We start from the raw sequence: 17297 nt of genomic DNA, 5'->3' as shown, positions 1-17297 counted from the left end.
GGGACTCCTGGGTGAATGGATGGAAGCCCATTGTGTGCACGTCTATTAACTGGTACAAGATGGCAATTTATCCTGGTATAAAAGTCGCCATGAACCAGCCCGATCATCGCCGCCTCCTCGGCGCCTTCATCCGTGCCCACCGTGAGCGCCTGCCACCGACGGCCAAGGCAGGCAGGCGGCGCACGCCCGGCCTGCGGCGCGAAGAACTGGCCGACGCCTCCTGCGTCAGCGTTACCTGGATCACGTGGCTGGAACAGGGGCGCGACGTCGCGGCGTCCGCCGCGGCGCTGGCCCGTCTTGCCGATGCGTTGCAGCTCACTTCGGCCGAACGCGCCTCGATGTTCGACCTGGCGCAGAAGCGCGACCCGGTGCCTGCCAGGTCCCAGGCCGACCTGCCCGGCGACCTTCTCACCCTGCCGTCGCTGTTCACGGCCCCGGCCTACCTGCTCGACCGCACCTGGACCGTCAGGGCCTGGAACCCTCCCGCGGCGCACCTGTTCAGCGGCTGGCTGGATGACGACACGGCGGACCGCAACCTGATGCGCTTCGTCTTCCTCTCGCCGCTTGCGCAGGTTGTGATCGCCGACTGGCCGGAACGGTGCCGGCGCCTCGCCGCCGAGTTCCGTGCCGATTTCAGCCGTTTCCCGCACGATGCGGCCATGCTGGCACTGATCGAAGAGCTGTCGGTGAAAAGCCCGCTGTTCGCGCGCTGCTGGCAGGAGCAGGCTGTCCTGCATCGCGAAGGGGGCGAACGCACGTTCAATCACGCGGCAAGCGGCGTGCTGCGCTTCCTGCAGACGACGCTGCTGGTCGCCTCGCAGCAGGAATGCAAGCTGGTCTGCCTGGCGCCGGCATGAGCACTGGCGGAAAAGGCGGCAATGTTCAACGTGGCGCTGCCTCCAGCGAGGCTGCTTCAACAGGGCATCGTGTTGTGTCTAGGCGCGCAGCAAGGTCAGACAGGCCTTCCTTGCCAGGACGATGAATTCATGGGTGTATCGGCTCTGAAAACAGAATCGATCGGCAACGACGAACGCCGCGAGCCACGCCGAAACGACAATCACCATGTCGCATTTGCCGCTTTTCCATAGATTAAGCGAATGGCGACCCAGTATCCATGGGATTCCCAGCGGATTTGGCCAGTCTGCAAGCAAATGCATCATGCCGCCGGCAGCAAATCCGAACGCCGCTGGCGCCCACGCCATTTTATTCAGGGAGAGATACGAATAGACCAGTAACGCACCCCACGCGATTCCCCAATGCGTCCATGTTCGATGGGTGATCCACAATTTTCGCTTCCGGGACCACCAGGCCACCTCGAGCCAGTCGGGCGCCGTCCCGCCAGCCGCGCCCGAGACGAGCGCAAGGATGCTCCATGCGTGCCAGGGGCCACTGGCCCCTGCGTGAAATACGAGAACAGCAGCAATCAATCCAGCAGCGAAACCAGTCGAATGATGCGCATTGCTGGAAGCCATGATCCTGAATCTGCTGCAATTGCGGGATCGCCAATATACAGTCTGGCGGCAGCAAATCCAAATCCATTGGCGAGCGGCATTATCGTGGCGGTGTCATGCACCGGCGTTGCCCCCCAGCTCCCATGTCATGTTGGCGATGGCCGGCTCGTTGTACTGCTCGGCGAACCACGGGTCGGCGTACAGCGTGCCGGCACTGGCCTTGCCGCGCAGGTGTTCGAGCACGCGGTTGCGCTGCTCGCTGTAGCGTTCGTCCGCCACGTGGCCGTATTCGGCGCGGATGCCGCGTGCGTAGTGGCCGTACACTTCCTCGTCCTGCCCCAGGATCGCCAGGTCCACGCCCAGCAGCGCATCCTTGAGCGGGTGTGCAATGGGGCCGGCCTGCAGGTGATCGGTGGCGCGGATCAGCGTGGCCACCTCCTCCGCGCGGCCGGCATCGGCTTCCAGGCCGCTGCCGAGCCACAGCTGCGCGCTGGCTTCCTCGTTCGACACGGCGGCCGGCTCGTGGCCGTAGTGCGCGTCGTGGAACCAGAAGGCGGCGCGCATCAGGTCCGCGTCGCGTTCGGCGGCCCCCGTGTTGGCGGCCCATGCGCGGATCTCGGCCAGGCCGTGCACCAGGTGATCGAGGTTGTGGTAGTGGCGCGTGGCGCCGCCGTAGGCATCGGCGCCGGTCAGCTTCGCGAACCATTGCCCCGCCGCCTCGCCCGGGAACAGCGCCTGCCATTCCTTGTGGAGCCAGCTGAGTATCCATGCGCGGTAGGCCGGCGCCGGCACGAATTTGCGGGTCGTCCAGTTCCAGCCCACCGGGCCTTCCAGCGCCTTGACGAAGCTGGAACTGACCGACCCCAGGTCGCGCGGCGGCATCACGAACAGCGTCTTGGCGCCGCCGATCACTTCCACGTTGGTCTGCTGGATCAGGTTTTCGTAATCGAAATCGGCGGTGGTGCGGATGCCGCGGATCAGGTAATCCACGCCGTGCTTGCGCGCCACGCGCGCCGTGTAATCGCTCTTCACGATCAGCACCTGCACATTGTTCCACTGCCGTTCGGCGCAGCTCTCCAGCACGATCGCGCGCCGCTCCTCGGCAGAGAAACGGGGCTGCTTGGTGGAGTTCTGCGACAGGAAGACGATCACTTCGTCCGCGATCGAGCGGGCTTCGCCGATCACCCACATGTGGCCGTTGGTGATCGGGTCCAGCGTGCCCGAGAAACCGATTCTTTTCATGCGCCGCCCTGTTGGCTGTCTGTCATGACGGCCATTCTATCGCGGCGGTTGCTTCTTTCCTAAGTCATGCGGCATTCTTTGCCGGCGGCGCCTTCGCCAGGACCGTCTTCGCGCCAGGGAACGTCACCCGCACCAGCAGGCCGCCCAGCCGTTCGGAAGCGTCCAGCGCCAGCGTGGCGCCATGCCGCTCGGCGATCGCCTTGATGATGGCGAGGCCCAGGCCGCTGCCGGTGGCGGTGCTGCCGGGTACGCGATAAAAACGGCTGAAGACGCGCTCGCGCTCTTCCGGCGAGATGCCGGGCCCGCTGTCTTCTACCACCAGCTCGGCGCCCTTGTCGGTGTGCCGCACGGAGACGTCGACGGTGCCGCCGGGGGGCGTGTACTTGATCGCGTTGTCGACCAGGTTGCGCAGCAGCACGCGCAAGGCATCGGCCTGGCCCTGGATGGTTTCGCCCGTCACTTCATGCATGCCCAAATCGATCTGGCGCGTTTGCGCGGCGTTCACCATGTCGCCCAGCGTGCGCCGGGTCAGTTCGGCCAGGTCGACCGGTTCGAGCTTCGGCTCGGCCGCTTCCTGCCGCGCCAGCACCAGCAACTGCTCCACCAGCCGGGTGGCCCGTTCGATGCCGGCCGTGAGCCGCCCGATCGCCACCTTGCGCGCCTCGGCATCCTCGGCGCGGTCCAGGCTCAGCACCTGCAGCTTCAGAGCCGCCAGCGGCGAGCGCAGCTCGTGCGCGGCGTCGGCCACGAAGTGCTGCTGGGCGTCGAACGCGGTGCGCACGCGCCCGAACAGCAGGTTCAGTTCATGCACCAGCGGCTTGACTTCGTCCGGCAGGTCGGCTTCCGAGACGGGCGACAGGTCGTCCGCCTGGCGCGACGCCACTTGCCGGCGCACGCGCGCCACGGGCGCCAGCGAACCGCTGACGACCCACCACACCACCAGCATCAGCATCGGCGCCATCAGCGCGATCGGCCCGACGGTGCGCAGCGCCAGCGCGCCGGCCATGCGCTTGCGCACCGACATGTCCTGCGCGATCTGCACGGTCTGGTTACTGGTCTGCACCGAGAACACCCGGTAGATGGTGCCCTTGGCCTTCACGTTGGAAAAGCCGAGCACCGCGCGCTGCGGCAGCTCGGCGCGGGAAATCGAGCGGAACACCTGGATGCCGTCCGGCGTCCACACCTGCACCACCATGTCGTCGTTGCCGGGATCGGCGCTGGGGCTGTTGTGCGTGTTGGCCAGCGGCGCGCCGGAGCGCAGCGCCAGCGCCATCTGCTGCATGTGGTAGTCGAAGATCTGGTCCGCGTCGTGCAGCGCGCTGCGATAGGCGATCATCGCCTGCGCCAGCGCGGCCATCGTGATCGCCGCCAGCAGGAACCACAGCAGGCGGCCGCGCAACGAGTGGGTGTTCACCTTCATGCGGTAGACCCTCGGCACCTTCATGCTTTCGGAACCATGTAGCCGAGGCCCCGTACGTTCTGGATCAGTTCCGCGCCCAGCTTCTTGCGCAGGCCGTGGATGTACACCTCGACGGCATTGCTGTTGACTTCATCCTTCCAGCTGTACAGCTTTTCCTCGAGCTGGGCGCGCGACAGCACGATGCCGGGGCGCGCGATCAGCGCTTCCAGCACGGCCCATTCGCGGGCGGACAGGTTGACCTGCACGCCGTTGGCGATCACCTCGCGCGTTTGCGGATTGATCGACACGCCCAGGTGCTCGAACACCGGTTCGGCGCGGCCGGCCGAGCGGCGCAGCAACGCGCGGATGCGCGCCAGCATTTCATCGAGGTCGTAGGGCTTGAGCACGTAATCGTCGGCACCGGCATCGAGGCCGGCGATGCGCTGCTCGACGGCGTCGCGCGCCGTGGCCACCAGCACCGGCGTCAGTTCCTTGCGGGCGCGCATCGAGCGCAGCACCTCGAGCCCATCCTTGCGGGGCAGGCCCAGGTCCAGCAGCACCAGGTCGTAGGTCTGGGTCTGCAGCGCGGTGTCGGCCATCGCGCCATCCTTCACCCAGTCCACGGCATAGTGTTCGGCCCTCAGCAGGTCGAGTACCACTTCGCCGATCATCACATCATCTTCCACCAGCAGCAGGCGCATATTGTTTCCTTGTTCGTTACGGCGGGCCGCCGCGGTGGCCCATCAGTGATCCGTCGGTGATTCCTCGGTGATCATTCAGCGGCCCAGGCGGCGCAGTGTATCCCAATCCCCGGCTCTATCCTCAACCCAGTCGCACCGGAATGAAAATGCGCTCCTCGCCGCGCTGGATCAGCAGCGCCACCGATTTCGACGATTTCGACACCATGTCGCGCACCTGGTCGACCGATGTCACCGGCTGGCCGTTCACCGACAGCAGCACGTCGCCCGGCTGCAGGCCGGCGCTGGCGGCCGCGCCGCCGGCCCGCTCGATGACCAGGCCGGAACCCAGCCCGACCGCCTGTTTCTCGATCGGGTCGAGCGGGCGCAGGGCCAGGCCCAAGCGCGATTTCGTGGCCGGGCCGTCATCCTCTTCGGCACTCGCCAGCGCACGCTCGCTGGCATTGCCCAGCTTGCCGGTCAGCGCCACGGATTTACCCTGGCGCCATACTTCCATCGTCACCTTGTCGCCCGGCCTGGCCAGCGCGACATAGGACGACAGGTCGCCCGAGGCCACGATCTTCTGGCCGTTGATGGTGCGCACCACGTCACCCGGCTTCAGGCCGGTCTGTTCGGCGGCGCTGCCCTTCTCCACGTTGACGATCAGCGCGCCTTCAGGCGATGGCAGCGCGAACGAATCGGCAAAGCTCTGGCCCACTTCCTGCACCACCACGCCCAGTTTCGCGTGCACCACCTTGCCGGTGGCCACGATCTGGTCGCGGATGCGCTGCGCCACGTCGATCGGGATCGCGAACGACAGGCCCTGGTAGCCGCCGGTCTGGCTGTAGATCTGCGAATTGATGCCGACCACTTCGCCCTTCGTGTTGAACAGCGGGCCGCCCGAGTTGCCGGGATTGACCGCCACGTCGGTCTGGATGAACGGCACGCTGCCGTCGTCGAGCGCGCGGCCCTTGGCGCTGACGACGCCGGCCGTCACGGTGTTTTCCAGGCCGAACGGCGAGCCGATCGCCAGCACCCACTCGCCCACCTTTACGTCCATCGAGCGGCCCAGCGGCACCACCGGCAGGTTCTTCGCGTCGATCTTCAGCACCGCCACGTCGGTCTTCGGATCGGAACCGAGCACCTTGGCGACAAACTCGCGGCGGTCCGTCAGCTTGACGGTCACTTCGCTGGCATCGCGCACCACGTGCGCATTGGTCAGGATCAGGCCATCGGCGCTGACGATGAAGCCGGAACCCACGCCATGGCTCGGCGCCTCGCGGCCGCCGCGCTGCGGGCCTTGCGAGCCTTGCGGGCCCTGGAAGCGGCGGAAGAATTCGAAGAACGGATCGTCCGCGAACGGCTCGCCGCGGTTGTCGTAACTGGTCTTCACGGTGCCCGTGGTACTGATGTTCACGACGGCCGGGCCATTGCGCGAGGCGATCACGGAAAAGTCCGGCAGCGCGATCATCGGCGCCGGTGTCGGCGCCGGCGCGCCCGCGGCGGCATTGGCCGGCACGGCCGGCACGGGAGTGGCGGCGGCCGTGCCGGCGGTCAGGGCCCCATGGTCTCCCTGCACTGCGATCGCCGCGCCCGCACCCAGCACACCCACCGCACACAAGGCCACGACCAGGCGCTTCATGTTCAGAATTTTATCCTTGCTCATTTCTGTACTCCCCATGAATCATATTCGATGGTAGCAATATGCGGTCATCACCTTATACCGCCCTTAACCTGACCACCAGGAGGCGGCCATGGCGGCGTTGCGGCGTCTTGCCGTGCAAACGGCACTGTCTGCGACGCCGCGCCTTGCCCTGGCCGCTCCTGGTGGCCAGGTAACCGGCTTCGGAAGCAGCAAGGCAGAGGCGTTGCAGCGTCTTGCCCTGATCGCTCCTGGTCGTTTGATGACTGCGGCTGCGAAAGCGATTTGTACCATGCCAACGCAAAAGGCCGGGTTTCCCCGGCCTTCGAAGCACTTCTGGTACTGCTGCGAGGCCGGGGCCCGCGCTGGAATTTACGCGGCTTCGCGCTTCGATTCCAGCGTGGTGACGTTATCGGTCACGCCGTCGATCGCGATCTTGCGCGGCCGGAAGGCTTCGGGTACTTCGCGCACCAGGTCGATCGTCAGCATGCCGTTGTCGAACCCGGCGCCGGTGACCTTCACATAGTCGGCCAGCTGGAAGCGCTGCTCGAAGTCGCGTGCCGCGATGCCGCGGTGCAGGTAGGTGCGTTCCACCGCATCCTTCTGCTTGCGGCCGGTGATCACCAGCGAATCGCGCTCGGTGTTGATGTCCAGCTCGGAGCGGTCGAAACCGGCCAGCGCCATCACGATGCGGTATTTGTCTTCGGCGACCAGTTCCACGTTGTACGGCGGGTAGGTCGGCGCTTCAGCGGCGTTCAGCTGGCTGGCCAGGCGGTCGATGCCGATGGCGGTACGGTACAGGGGGGTCAGGTCAAAAGTACGCATGATGAAATCCTTTCAGTAAGCGATGTCGGTGCGGTCCCCAGGCGGGCGACCGCGGGTACAAGGTCAATAACAATGTGGTGTTTGGGCGGGCCGCATGGCCCGCCGGGGCTCGCCGCATGGCGAGCCGTTACGCCGCTACGGCGTTACGCTGCCGCGCGTGACTGTTCGATCGCGGGCGCGCTGTCGGCACTGCCGCCGATTTCGATCTTCCGGGCCTTGAGCGCCTCGGGCACCTCACGCACCAGGTCGATCGTCAGCATGCCATTCTGGAACGACGCGCCGGTGACCTTCACATGGTTGGCCAGCTGGAAGCGTTGTTCGAAATCGCGTGCCGCGATGCCGCGGTGCAGGTACGTACGTTCGGCCACATCCTTCTGCTTGCGGCCAGTGATGTGCAGCGTGTCGCGCTCACTGGTGATGTCGATTTCCGAACGGTCGAAGCCGGCCAGCGCCATCACGATGCGATACGCGTCTTCGGAGACGAGTTCGATGTTGTACGGCGGATAGCTGGGCTGCGATTCAGCGCTGTTCAGCATCTGTGCCAGGCGGTCGAAGCCGATGGCGGTACGGTACAGCGGGGTCATGTCAAAAGTACGCATGATGGATATCCTTTCGAAGTTAAGCGATATCGAGTTTTTCAACTCACCTGCGGCCCCCTCGTGGGCAACCGCTGCATCCAATATACGGCGAACCACAAAGGTTTCAAGGGGCACTTTTTGAGAATTTTTTGGTTTTACATTCTGAAACAATTCGTGTTTCTCACGTGCTACACTCGCCCGCTTGGACCAACCCTGACCATATTGCCGATGACCTTGCCACTGCCACTGCGCGCAGCGATCCTGCCAGCGCTGCTAGCCGCCACCGTATTCGCCACCGCATCATTCGCCTCCTCCGCAAGCGCCGATCCGCTGCCCCCTTCGGCGGACCAGCCCTACCCCGGCACGATCCAGATGAAGATCGACGCCTCGGACACCGCCCGCAACATCTTCCGCATCCAGCAGTCGATCCCGGTCAGACCCGGCAAGATGACACTGCTGTATCCGCAATGGGTCACCGCGCAGCACGGCCCCACCGGTGCGCTGCACCAGCTCGCCGGCCTGAAGGTTTCGGCGAACGGCAAGCCGGTGGCGTGGAAGCGCGATCCGTTGAACGTGTTCGCCTTCCAGGTCGACGTGCCGCGCGATGCGAAAACGCTGGAGGTCGAATACCAGCACCTGTCGCCGAACGAAGCCGGCCAGGGCCGCATCGCGATGACGCCGGACATCCTCGGCATCCAGTGGCAATCGATGACGATGTACCCGGCCGGCTACCACGTGCGCCGGATTCCGATCCAGACCACGCTGACCTTGCCCGCCGGCTGGCAGTACGGCACCGCGCTGGAGACCGCCTCGCGCCAGGGCGACGAAGTGCGCTTCAAGGCGACGGACCTGGAAACATTCATCGATTCGCCGCTGTTCGCCGGCCGCCATTTCAGGCAGATCGACCTCGATCCGGGTGCGAAGCTGCCGGTGCGCCTGAACATCGTGGCCGACACGGCGGAGGCGCTGGAGGCGAAACCCGAGCAGATCGCCCCGCACCGCGAGCTGGTCCGGCAGGCCTACAAGCTGTTCGATTCGCAGCACTACGCGCACTATGATTTCCTGTTCGCGCTGTCGGACGAATTCGGCGGCGTGGGCCGCGAGCACCACCAGTCCAGCGAGAACGCCGTCAAGGCCAACTACTTCACCGAGTGGACCAAGACCGAAGCGGTGCGCACCCTGCTGCCGCATGAATTCACGCACTCGTGGAACGGCAAGTTCCGCCGCCCGAAAGGCCAGGACGTGCCGAACTTCAACACGCCGCTGGACAACAACCTGCTGTGGGTCTACGAAGGCCAGACGCAGTACTGGGGCCAGGTGCTGTCTTCCCGTTCCGGCCTGGTGCAGCAGTCCAGCGTGCGCGACATGATCGCCAGCATGGCGGCCACGTATGCGAACGTGCAGGGCCGCAGCTGGCGCCCCGTGATCGATACCACGAACGACCCGATCATCACCCAGCGCCGCCCGCAGGTCTGGCCGAACTGGCAGCGCAGCGAGGATTACTACTCGGAAGGCGCGCTGATCTGGCTCGATGTCGATACGAAGATCCGCGAACTGTCCGGCGAGAAGCGTTCGCTCGATGACTTCGCCAGGGTGTTCTTCGGCGTGGACAACGGTACCATCGTGGCCAAGCACTACACGTTCGACGACGTCGTGAAAGCGCTCAACACGCTGCAGCCGTTCGACTGGGCGCCGTTCCTGAAACAGCGCGTCGAGGAAACCGGCCCGGCTCCGCTGGACGGCCTGGCCCGCGCCGGCTGGAAGCTCGTCTACACGGACAAGCAGACCGACTTCCTGAAGGGCGTGGAAGACGTGAGCAAGACCGCGAACTTCCAGTACTCGCTGGGCTTCTCGGTGGGCAGCGACGGCAAGATCGCCGCCATCGTGTGGGATGGCCCGGGCTTCAAGGCCGGCCTGGCCGGCAACACGACGGTGCTGGCCGTCAACGGCCGCGCGTACAAGCCGGAACTGCTGCGCTCCGCCGTCACGGCAGCCGTCAAGGACAGCAAGCCGATCGACCTGCTGGTCAAGCGCGGCAACGACTACCGCACCGTGTCGCTCGACTACCATGGCGGCCTGAAGTACCCGCGCCTGGAGCGGATCGACGGCACGCCGGACCGCCTGCAGCTGATCCTGCAGCCGCGGAAATAACCTTATTTCCCGGATGACAGCGGGCGCACCTCCTTCGCGGGACGTGCGCCCGTTTTTCATCCTCCACGCTACAGTTTCCCCAACTGGAGACCACCATGATCACTCTGCATACCTGGACCACCCCGAACGGCCGCAAGCCCCTCATCCTGCTCGAAGAACTGGCCGTGCCGTATGACATCGTGCCGGTCAACATCGGCAAGGACGAGCAGTTCCGGCCCGAGTTCCTGAAGCTGTCGCCGAACAACAAGATTCCCGCGATCCTGGATGACGAAGCCGAAGGCGGCCCGCTGTCCCTGTTCGAGAGCGGCGCGATCCTGACCTATCTGGCGGACAAATACGGCCGGTTCCTGGCGCCGTCCGGCGCGGCGCGCTGGCAGGCCACGCAATGGCTGCACTGGCAGATCGGCGGCCTCGGCCCCATGCTGGGCCAGCTGGGCTTTTTTGCGAAACAGGACGACGCGTTCGCGCTGGAGCGCTTCGTCAAGGAAGCGGACCGGCTGCTGACGGTGCTCGACACGCAGCTGGCCGGCGCGCAATACGTGGCCGGCGACGACTACACGATCGCCGACATCGCGTGCTACACGTGGATCATCGCCGCCGGCGAGCGCCTGAAGGACACGCTGGGCGACAGGCTGGACAAGCCGGATCTGCAGCGCTGGCTGGCGCTCGTGGGTGCGCGGCCGGCCGTGCGGAAGGGAATGGCGTGGAAGCCGCGCGGCGTCTGATCACGGCGCAGCGTTGGCCTGCCGGCCGGCCCTTGCGGGCGTCCATCGCGCCGCTTTAATCCTGCAGATAACGTTCGCTCCACGCGGCGATCAGGTTCGCCACGTACACGGCATCGTCGCGTTTCGTCAGCAGGTGGTCCGCCGTGTCGAGCGACACGTAACTCTTCGGGTGTTTTGCCGCGACGAAGATGTTCATCGCGTTCTCGATGCCCACCGTGGTGTCGCCGGGCGCGTGCATCACCAGCAGGGCCTTGCGCAGCACACCGATCTTTTCCTTCAGCTTCTGTTCGGCCACGTCGTCGAGGAACTGCTTGCGGATGCGGAACGGCCGGCCCGCCAGCTGCACTTGCGCCTCCCCTTGCGCCGTGATGGTATCGATCTGGTCGCGGAACAGGTGCGTGACGTGCGCCGGATCGCTCGGCGCGGCGACCGTCACCACCGCCCGCGCTTCCGGCACCTTGCCCGCCACCGCCAGTGTCGCCGCGCCGCCCAGGCTGTGTCCGATCAGCAGCCGCGGCGCCGCGAAGTGCGTGCGCAGGTAATCGGCGGCAGCCAGCAGGTCCGCCACGTTCGACGAGAAATTGGTGTTGGCGAACTCGCCTTCGCTGGCGCCCAGGCCCGTGAAGTCGAAGCGCAGCACGGCGATGCCGTGGTCCGTGAGCGCCTGGGCGATGCGGCTGGCCGCGAATACATCCTTGCCGCATGTAAAGCAGTGGGCGAACAGCGCGTAGGCCCGGGCCGGGCCGTCCGGCGCATCGAGGCGCGCGGCCAGGGTGGTGCCGTAAGCGCCCATGAAGTCGAGTCGTTGTGCGCGCATGGGGTGCTCCTGGATCCGGTCGTTGCGAGGCCTCTACTGTGCACTGGAAGGATTGATGGGACAAGGCGCGACGGCTGCCTCTTTTGGCAGAGCCGCTCTGGCGCCTAACAATTCGTTCAAGCATATGCAGTTCTGACACGGCTCTGTGTATATGTGCTGCCAAGCGTTACAGAAGTGTCCGTGATACTGGGAGAATGCCACATTGATGCTGCTATTGAAAAGCTAGTGTCAATTCCATTAAAAACGGCGACTCTCCAGCTAAATGCGCGATTGACTTTTTCGAGGAATTGGCCTGCGCCCCCGGAGCTCACAGCGAACTTGCGGCCTGATTCTGACCAGCGCACGCGCGACAGGAGATCGCCCACAACCGGATCGGCCGTATAGCCAACTTAAAAAAAGAGATGCCCGGCTCACCCGTGATGGGGAGGCCGGGCCTTTTTCATTTTCTGAGTGCTTCTCACGGCGCTTGCAATTGGGCGAGTTGTGGGTTCTGTGGGTAGTCCTCTTTTGCTGTACGAAGCAGGCTAGTAGAGCTGATGTTGGCACCGCCGCCGCCCTGCTTGAGTGTTCGTAGCGCGGAATGCCAGGCAGCTTGGCCAGACGACTGGTACTGCAATCGCGACAAGTCCCCTCCGGCGCGGCTCCAGATTTCCTGGTCTCTCGGTCCGAATGGGTACACGGCGACGAGCGCCTGCTCAAGGAGCTGCCAAGGATCGGGCTGCTGGGCCGAGGGGGCGTTCGTCTGGACATTCGCCGTAGCGTTTGCCGATTTCACGCCGCCTTGGTTGAGCGCGACAGCGAAATTCACCTCCAGGTTGTCTGCCTTGAAGATTGGATGCTGAGTATCCGGTATAAGCTTCGGTACTTCTTCAGAGATGTAGTTGAAGAGGTCGAATACCTTGATGACGCCACTGGCGCCTTTGTCGGCAGCACCTTTCAGTCCCGCTAGGAGGGTCGTAGTGAAAACGCTATTGCGCGCGTTGGGAAACACCCCAGACGTTTCGTCAGCACGGCAGGACGCCATTAAGGCGCGGCCGGTCCCTGTGGCCAGTCTTTCAAAGGCTTTTTGCGAATAGCCCGACTTCAGCACGTGGCCCTTGCCATCGGTCAGCTGTTTAGAAATTGCCGCACCTCCGGCATGGCAGGCGTCAATGAAGACAAGCAATTGCTTCGCCTTGATATTGGCAAATGCACTGGCCAGCTCTTGGGAGCTGATTGACGTGCCCGCAAGGTCGTCCAGGTCCGTGTCTACCGTCGCCCACACACTGTCTTCTTGGCCATTGTTGTCCACGATGCCGCCATGGCCTGAGAAAAATACGCATGCAGTGCTGTCCGGAGTTGTGCGAGCAGCAAGCTCGTCCAAGTCCTTTAATACTGCTGCTCGAGTAGCCGCGCCATCGAGGAGGGTAACGACGTTGGCCTGCGGGTAGCCGCAATATTGCGTTGACGATAGCGTTGCCGCCACGTCTGTGGCGTCGTTCAGGATTGCGGCCGGCAGGCTCGAGATATTTTTGTAATTCGCCACGCCGATGAGGAGCGCGTGACCTTGTGGGTAGCCTGTCGTAGTCATGGTATTAGGGCTGGTGCTTTGGTAGTCGTAGTAGAAAAACATGATGGCTCCTCAGGTCTCAATGGGGCCCAACGATGTCGGTATCTTGCGCGTACAATCGTAGGGGCTCGTTGTTTGGAAAGTCCTGGCACATTTCCGCGAGGAGTTCGCGAGCTTTAGGACCGGAGCCCATGCGCACTAATGACAGCGCGCTGTGCCAGCGTGCTATACCATTCTGGGTCCCCTTTCCAAGCTGGTAGTTTTTGCCGCCGGCGCGCGACCAGAGTTCGTCCGTTTCAGGTCCATCCGGATATAGCTCACAAGCCTCACGTTCAAGTGCCCGCCACTTCTCGGCTCTGCTGGGTGTCGAGAGCTTCAGCTTCAAACGCAGGTAGAAGTCGAGTAAGTGCTCGCACCTCCTTAGCGCTGGTAAAAGGTCGTTACGATAGTCGTCGCGTTTTGCCGCGAGGAATTCGGCAGCCAGTTTCCAACCGCGAGCCGCGACCAAACCTCCAAGCTGCTCGGCTTGGCTAGTGGACAATGCCCTGATGCTTCGTAACGTGTTGCCGAGCCAGGTGACAAGCGCTTCTTCACCAAATAATGGCAGGGAAGCGACAATTGCCAAGCGAATTTCAAATGGCTTCAGTTCGTCGCCGAGCACCTGTTGTAACCTAGGGCTTGCAACGATCGCGCATTCCAAGACCGGTTCTGGCGGCGCCATGTTAAAGGCCGTGGCCGTAGCCGTATCCAACCAACCACAAGCAGTCGCATCCAAATACCGGGGGAGCAGAGCTGCAGGCAGAGATGACCAAAGTAGCGCTCGGTCCGGGGTACCACTGAGATTGGCAAGGGGCGTATGGGAGAACGCGTCCAGCAGGCCTGACTCAACCGCATGCCCACTCTCGAGGCGCGTCAGAACGGTGTTGCGCACATCGGCTGCGTTTCGAGGAGAGTTCCATAGTGCCGGCTGTTTGAAAATTGCTGCCGCCCAGATCTTCTGCTCAGTAATCTCCTCGCAGCGAATATCAGCCAACATCTCTGGGCATTTCCAAGCCAGCTCAGCGCACAGATCTACGAGTCGAGCATCTTTCAGCTTGACTGCACATTCCAGCACCTGCGCGGGGGTAGCATTCCCTATGGCCGCTCGGATACCTTGACTTGACGTCTGGTCGACTTCCGCAGCCAGTTGACGCTGTACGGCTTCCAGGGGCGGCGCAATTGCGCCCAAGGCGGCACCGTGGGCAGTCAACCAGCGCTTTCGCACCAAAGCACAGAGCAGTGCTTCCTGGTTAAGGACGGCCAAAGCCTTTGGGGCAACCTGAACCAGCCGCAGTTCTATTTCTGAGTCATCTGGCAGCACGCCGAGGGCCGTGAAGAACGCTTTGGAGTTCGCCTTGGCCCATCTCCAGATCGCTTTGTAGACGGTAGGTTTAGTACGGTGAGCAGCAATACCTAGCCCGGCGCTAGCGGCTTCGCGCCAAGGCGCAATTGCTCGATCGCTATCAACGGAGGCAGTGACCAATTCCATCGCGCTTAAATCGTCCAGGGGCTCGAAATCGAGATCGCCGACAACTTGTGCCATTGCCTTCCATACGGCCGCTGAGCTAGGGAAGCCTGCGAAATCCAAATTCCTCAGCTGCAGTAGCTGGCTAGGTTGGGCACTGGGCAGTACGGCCGAGAAGCGATCGATGAGCTGGTTCTTCAATCGCTCGCCACAATCCTTTTGACTCGAAATTCCATCAACCATGCGTATGACAGAAAGGAGCGCGTCGAACGTGTTGGCAGTAGGAAATAAAGCCTCCAAGCGCTCCAACCGACCCAAATCTTTGAAAGACTGAACGTCCACGCCTAGGTCGTTGGCCAGCGCCAGAATGGGCGCAATGCTGCGTTGACCAATTAGAATCTTCGCCGACTCGTTTGCAGGCACAAGATCACTAGGCTTGACGATGGGATGCTTAGTCCATTGACCTTGCCGCTGCGCGGGCGTGCAGACGAGTACCGGAGAAGGCTGCACCATAACGTCGTTCGGGCCGAAGCTGAGCCTAAACGCGAAGGAGCGCCTAATCGAAGGCCAGAGATTGTGCCACAAGGCGTCAATCAGCTCTTCGAAACCGTCAACACCAACCCTGACCACTGGGCCAGGCCCGCCGGCCGTCAACGCATTAGCAGTACCAATCAGATCGGCAGGCGCTACTGGAGTTCCGCTCGATGTTTCCACCTGGAGGTATTCCAGCGGTCCTATGCACTCTGCAGCGGTTGAGTGTAGCTTGGCGAAGAGTGGGGACAGACTGCTTACGGCGCACATTTCGTCCAATGGGATGAAGAGAGCGTGAGTTAGCACCATGCCGCCACGCGACGCCATTGGGTCCAAAAAAGTACGAGCCAGAACGTAGTAATCTGGGAGAGGGAACCCGCGGACAAACTTTCCCCAGTTCAGATCGCCGGGCGGGATGGTGTCAGGCAGGTCGAGCTTCGATGCGATACCCTCCGCCATCAGCGCATTTGGACTGGCGGCCCTGAGCCCATGCCCACGGCGGGCAACCTCACCATAAATCGCTTGTTCCACGCGCATATCGCTCAGCTTCGCCCGCTCATAAGACGTTGGATTGGCAGGGTGATGTCCGAGCTCTGTTGACCGTCGGGAAGTATCACGTAACCGAAGTCCTCTGGTCCGACACTGGCGAATTCCACGTCTGCGTCTTCCGTGCTGAGCGCGCGCCCGAGAGCGGACAACCCCATTACAGTGGGCGTCGCCCAGTTACTATGCACAAAGGACCACAGCATCGGCAACTGATCTGCGATAACATCGGCAGGGACGCGGGGGTCGTTGACTTCGTCCCAGCAGGTCAGCAATATGGTCAAGCCAGGTCTCCGAAGCGGTTTGTCCAGATGAAACTGCCCCAGATAAAGCAGGATTTGCAAGAGCTCAAGCATCCTGGCTTGGTCCGAGATACTGTGGACCGCTGCCGTCGGCTGCGGCTCCACCTTGCCCAGTTTCTGCAAAGGCCGGGAAAACAGGTCATCTTCCTTGCGAATCGAGTGCGGTCGAATCAGCAAGACCCAATCAGTAGCGCTGAGCACGCGCTCCCGCCAGGCCTCTGGAATTTGACGCTGGACGGCAAGATTGCGCACTTGTTCGCCACCATAATCGGGCCACACTAGCTCTGCGACGCGGCCGGTCTCATCCCGAATTGGCCAGACGCTCTCGACGTAAGAATCCGCCGGCGTATGGTGGGTTGCCAGCCCCTCGGTCAGGCAACTGAGCGCCGTAGCAAATGGCGTTACGTTCGACGGCGCATTGGCTGCCTTGAGAGCGCAGGTCTCGACCGAAAGGCGCTTCAAGAACTGGGCGCCGTAGTGAGTTTTGCCTACGCCGGATTCACCGACCAGCAAGATGGTGTGTTGTTCTGCCAATTTCTATCTCCTGCCAATTCGGAAAAGCGGATCATGCATAGGTCCGTCAGTCGCTGGCAAAATTATCCCCGGACGTGTCGCCGCAAGGATCCACGCGAATAGCTGGCGGAAGCCGTCAGCGGCGCCTTCTTCAGCCCCGTGGACGCTTACGGTAAACTCTGGAACCGCAGGCGACACCGAGGCAACCATACTTCGGATCTTGGTTTCCAAGACGGGTTTTACGGATAGATCGCCCTTGGTCCAAACCAACGCGATGGAGCGACCATGGGCGTTAGTGATCGTGCGTTGCGCGAGCAATTGAAAGTCGTTGCGCGCGGTGCCGAGCTTGGGGCCGGAGAGCGCTTCGCGATCGGCGATCAGCAGGGTGATATCTGCGTGTCGCGCGATCCAAGTGGCACCTTGGGCGTCGGCCGCGCGCTCGTCGATTGCCCATTTCTGAAACCATTCACCAGGCGCATCGGCAAAAATGAAGTCACGAAGAGAACCATTCTCGAGACGGAAGCCGAGATGCAGCATGCCGGGCGCGCGCGCTTCGCTACTAGGCGTATGTGGCGGGAAGCTTGGGGGGATACCTGGCTTCCAGCGCAGGGCGGACGCAACCGCTTCCCATCCATTAAGGGTATAGGAATTGCTAAATCTATGTGCATTGGTGGTCAGTTTGTTTTGCCAAAGGAGCTGGTAGAACGCACCTAAGATAGTGGTCTTGCCCGCGCTCTCCGGTCCGACGATGGCAACCGTAATTGGCTTCCCGACTCCGCTGAGAAAATTAAGGTCGTTTGGCCCCATGGCTGAACCACTCCATGGCAGGAGCGTCTGGCCAGTTTCAG

15 protein-coding genes are annotated in these 17297 nt (G+C 62.9%); 3 read left to right on the top strand and 12 right to left on the bottom strand.

From position 1 onward, the window contains the following. The first annotated feature begins 89 nt into the window (after positions 1-89). Complete coding sequence (locus tag GJV26_RS20385; RefSeq protein ID WP_229419369.1) at positions 90-857, top strand: helix-turn-helix transcriptional regulator; 768 nt, start codon at positions 90-92, stop codon at positions 855-857. A 78-nt stretch (positions 858-935) separates the two neighbouring features. Here GJV26_RS20385 and GJV26_RS20380 read toward each other — a convergent pair whose 3' ends face one another. The 7 genes from GJV26_RS20380 to GJV26_RS20350 form a co-directional block, all read right to left on the bottom strand. After that, a complete protein-coding gene (locus GJV26_RS20380) occupies positions 936-1472 on the bottom strand; it encodes a metal-dependent hydrolase (RefSeq protein WP_155710569.1) in 537 nt (178 codons plus the stop codon). Between the two features lie 93 nt (positions 1473-1565). Beyond that, entirely contained in the window at positions 1566-2693 is a 1128-nt protein-coding gene (gene coaD / locus GJV26_RS20375; protein ID WP_155710568.1) for a pantetheine-phosphate adenylyltransferase, read from the bottom strand. 64 nt (positions 2694-2757) lie between these two features. Beyond that, a complete protein-coding gene (locus GJV26_RS20370) occupies positions 2758-4137 on the bottom strand; it encodes an ATP-binding protein (protein ID WP_371866511.1) in 1380 nt (459 codons plus the stop codon). Continuing rightward, the gene (locus tag GJV26_RS20365) at positions 4134-4793 is read right to left on the bottom strand and encodes a response regulator (protein WP_155710567.1); all 660 of its coding nucleotides are present in this window, start codon (positions 4791-4793) and stop codon (positions 4134-4136) included. Before GJV26_RS20365 ends, GJV26_RS20370 begins: the two co-directional genes overlap by 4 nt. A gap of 121 nt (positions 4794-4914) precedes the next feature. Beyond that, positions 4915-6435: a Do family serine endopeptidase gene (locus tag GJV26_RS20360; RefSeq protein ID WP_155710566.1), complete on the bottom strand. Its 1521-nt coding sequence runs from the start codon at positions 6433-6435 to the stop codon at positions 4915-4917. A gap of 348 nt (positions 6436-6783) precedes the next feature. Then, entirely contained in the window at positions 6784-7236 is a 453-nt protein-coding gene (locus GJV26_RS20355) for an Hsp20 family protein (protein ID WP_155710565.1), read from the bottom strand. 143 nt (positions 7237-7379) lie between these two features. Then, entirely contained in the window at positions 7380-7835 is a 456-nt protein-coding gene (locus GJV26_RS20350) for an Hsp20 family protein (protein ID WP_155710564.1), read from the bottom strand. 207 nt (positions 7836-8042) lie between these two features. On the opposite strand from GJV26_RS20350, the gene GJV26_RS20345 reads away from it, so the two are divergent. Both GJV26_RS20345 and GJV26_RS20340 read left to right on the top strand, forming a co-directional pair. After that, the gene (locus tag GJV26_RS20345) at positions 8043-9965 is read left to right on the top strand and encodes a M61 family metallopeptidase (protein WP_155710563.1); all 1923 of its coding nucleotides are present in this window, start codon (positions 8043-8045) and stop codon (positions 9963-9965) included. A 95-nt stretch (positions 9966-10060) separates the two neighbouring features. Beyond that, positions 10061-10690, top strand: coding sequence for a glutathione S-transferase family protein (locus GJV26_RS20340; RefSeq protein WP_155710562.1), 630 nt, complete (start codon positions 10061-10063; stop codon positions 10688-10690). A 55-nt stretch (positions 10691-10745) separates the two neighbouring features. Here GJV26_RS20340 and GJV26_RS20335 read toward each other — a convergent pair whose 3' ends face one another. The 5 genes from GJV26_RS20335 to GJV26_RS20315 form a co-directional block, all read right to left on the bottom strand. Further along, a complete protein-coding gene (locus tag GJV26_RS20335) occupies positions 10746-11507 on the bottom strand; it encodes an alpha/beta hydrolase family protein (RefSeq protein ID WP_155710561.1) in 762 nt (253 codons plus the stop codon). A 457-nt stretch (positions 11508-11964) separates the two neighbouring features. Continuing rightward, positions 11965-13119, bottom strand: a complete 1155-nt coding sequence (locus tag GJV26_RS20330) for a caspase family protein (protein WP_229419368.1) — start codon at positions 13117-13119, stop codon at positions 11965-11967. 16 nt (positions 13120-13135) lie between these two features. Then, positions 13136-15622, bottom strand: a complete 2487-nt coding sequence (locus tag GJV26_RS20325) for a GAP1-N1 domain-containing protein (protein ID WP_155710560.1) — start codon at positions 15620-15622, stop codon at positions 13136-13138. 11 nt (positions 15623-15633) lie between these two features. After that, positions 15634-16470: a TRAFAC clade GTPase domain-containing protein gene (locus tag GJV26_RS20320; RefSeq protein WP_155710559.1), complete on the bottom strand. Its 837-nt coding sequence runs from the start codon at positions 16468-16470 to the stop codon at positions 15634-15636. A 3-nt stretch (positions 16471-16473) separates the two neighbouring features. Beyond that, positions 16474-17256 carry a TRAFAC clade GTPase domain-containing protein gene (locus tag GJV26_RS20315; protein WP_155710558.1) on the bottom strand — a complete coding sequence of 261 codons (783 nt, stop codon included), beginning with the start codon at positions 17254-17256 and terminating at the stop codon, positions 16474-16476. Positions 17257-17297: the final 41 nt, after the last annotated feature.

Source organism: Pseudoduganella dura, from assembly GCF_009727155.1.
In the GTDB taxonomy this organism is placed as follows: domain Bacteria; phylum Pseudomonadota; class Gammaproteobacteria; order Burkholderiales; family Burkholderiaceae_D; genus Rugamonas; species Rugamonas dura.
The sequence above is the reverse complement of the archived record's forward strand: the minus strand, read 5'-3'. Positions and strand labels throughout refer to the sequence as shown.

Coding starts and splice junctions, on each gene's coding strand:
- GJV26_RS20365 (WP_155710567.1), bottom strand. CDS start 4,793: ATGCGCCTGCTGCTGGTGGAAGATGATGTGATGATCGGCGAAGTGGTA.
- coaD (WP_155710568.1), bottom strand. CDS start 2,693: ATGAAAAGAATCGGTTTCTCGGGCACGCTGGACCCGATCACCAACGGC.
- GJV26_RS20335 (WP_155710561.1), bottom strand. CDS start 11,507: ATGCGCGCACAACGACTCGACTTCATGGGCGCTTACGGCACCACCCTG.
- GJV26_RS20350 (WP_155710564.1), bottom strand. CDS start 7,835: ATGCGTACTTTTGACATGACCCCGCTGTACCGTACCGCCATCGGCTTC.
- GJV26_RS20340 (WP_155710562.1), top strand. CDS start 10,061: ATGATCACTCTGCATACCTGGACCACCCCGAACGGCCGCAAGCCCCTC.
- GJV26_RS20315 (WP_155710558.1), bottom strand. CDS start 17,256: ATGGGGCCAAACGACCTTAATTTTCTCAGCGGAGTCGGGAAGCCAATT.
- GJV26_RS20330 (WP_229419368.1), bottom strand. CDS start 13,119: ATGTTTTTCTACTACGACTACCAAAGCACCAGCCCTAATACCATGACT.
- GJV26_RS20355 (WP_155710565.1), bottom strand. CDS start 7,236: ATGCGTACTTTTGACCTGACCCCCCTGTACCGTACCGCCATCGGCATC.
- GJV26_RS20345 (WP_155710563.1), top strand. CDS start 8,043: ATGACCTTGCCACTGCCACTGCGCGCAGCGATCCTGCCAGCGCTGCTA.
- GJV26_RS20385 (WP_229419369.1), top strand. CDS start 90: ATGAACCAGCCCGATCATCGCCGCCTCCTCGGCGCCTTCATCCGTGCC.
- GJV26_RS20380 (WP_155710569.1), bottom strand. CDS start 1,472: ATGGCTTCCAGCAATGCGCATCATTCGACTGGTTTCGCTGCTGGATTG.
- GJV26_RS20370 (WP_371866511.1), bottom strand. CDS start 4,137: ATGAAGGTGCCGAGGGTCTACCGCATGAAGGTGAACACCCACTCGTTG.
- GJV26_RS20360 (WP_155710566.1), bottom strand. CDS start 6,435: ATGAGCAAGGATAAAATTCTGAACATGAAGCGCCTGGTCGTGGCCTTG.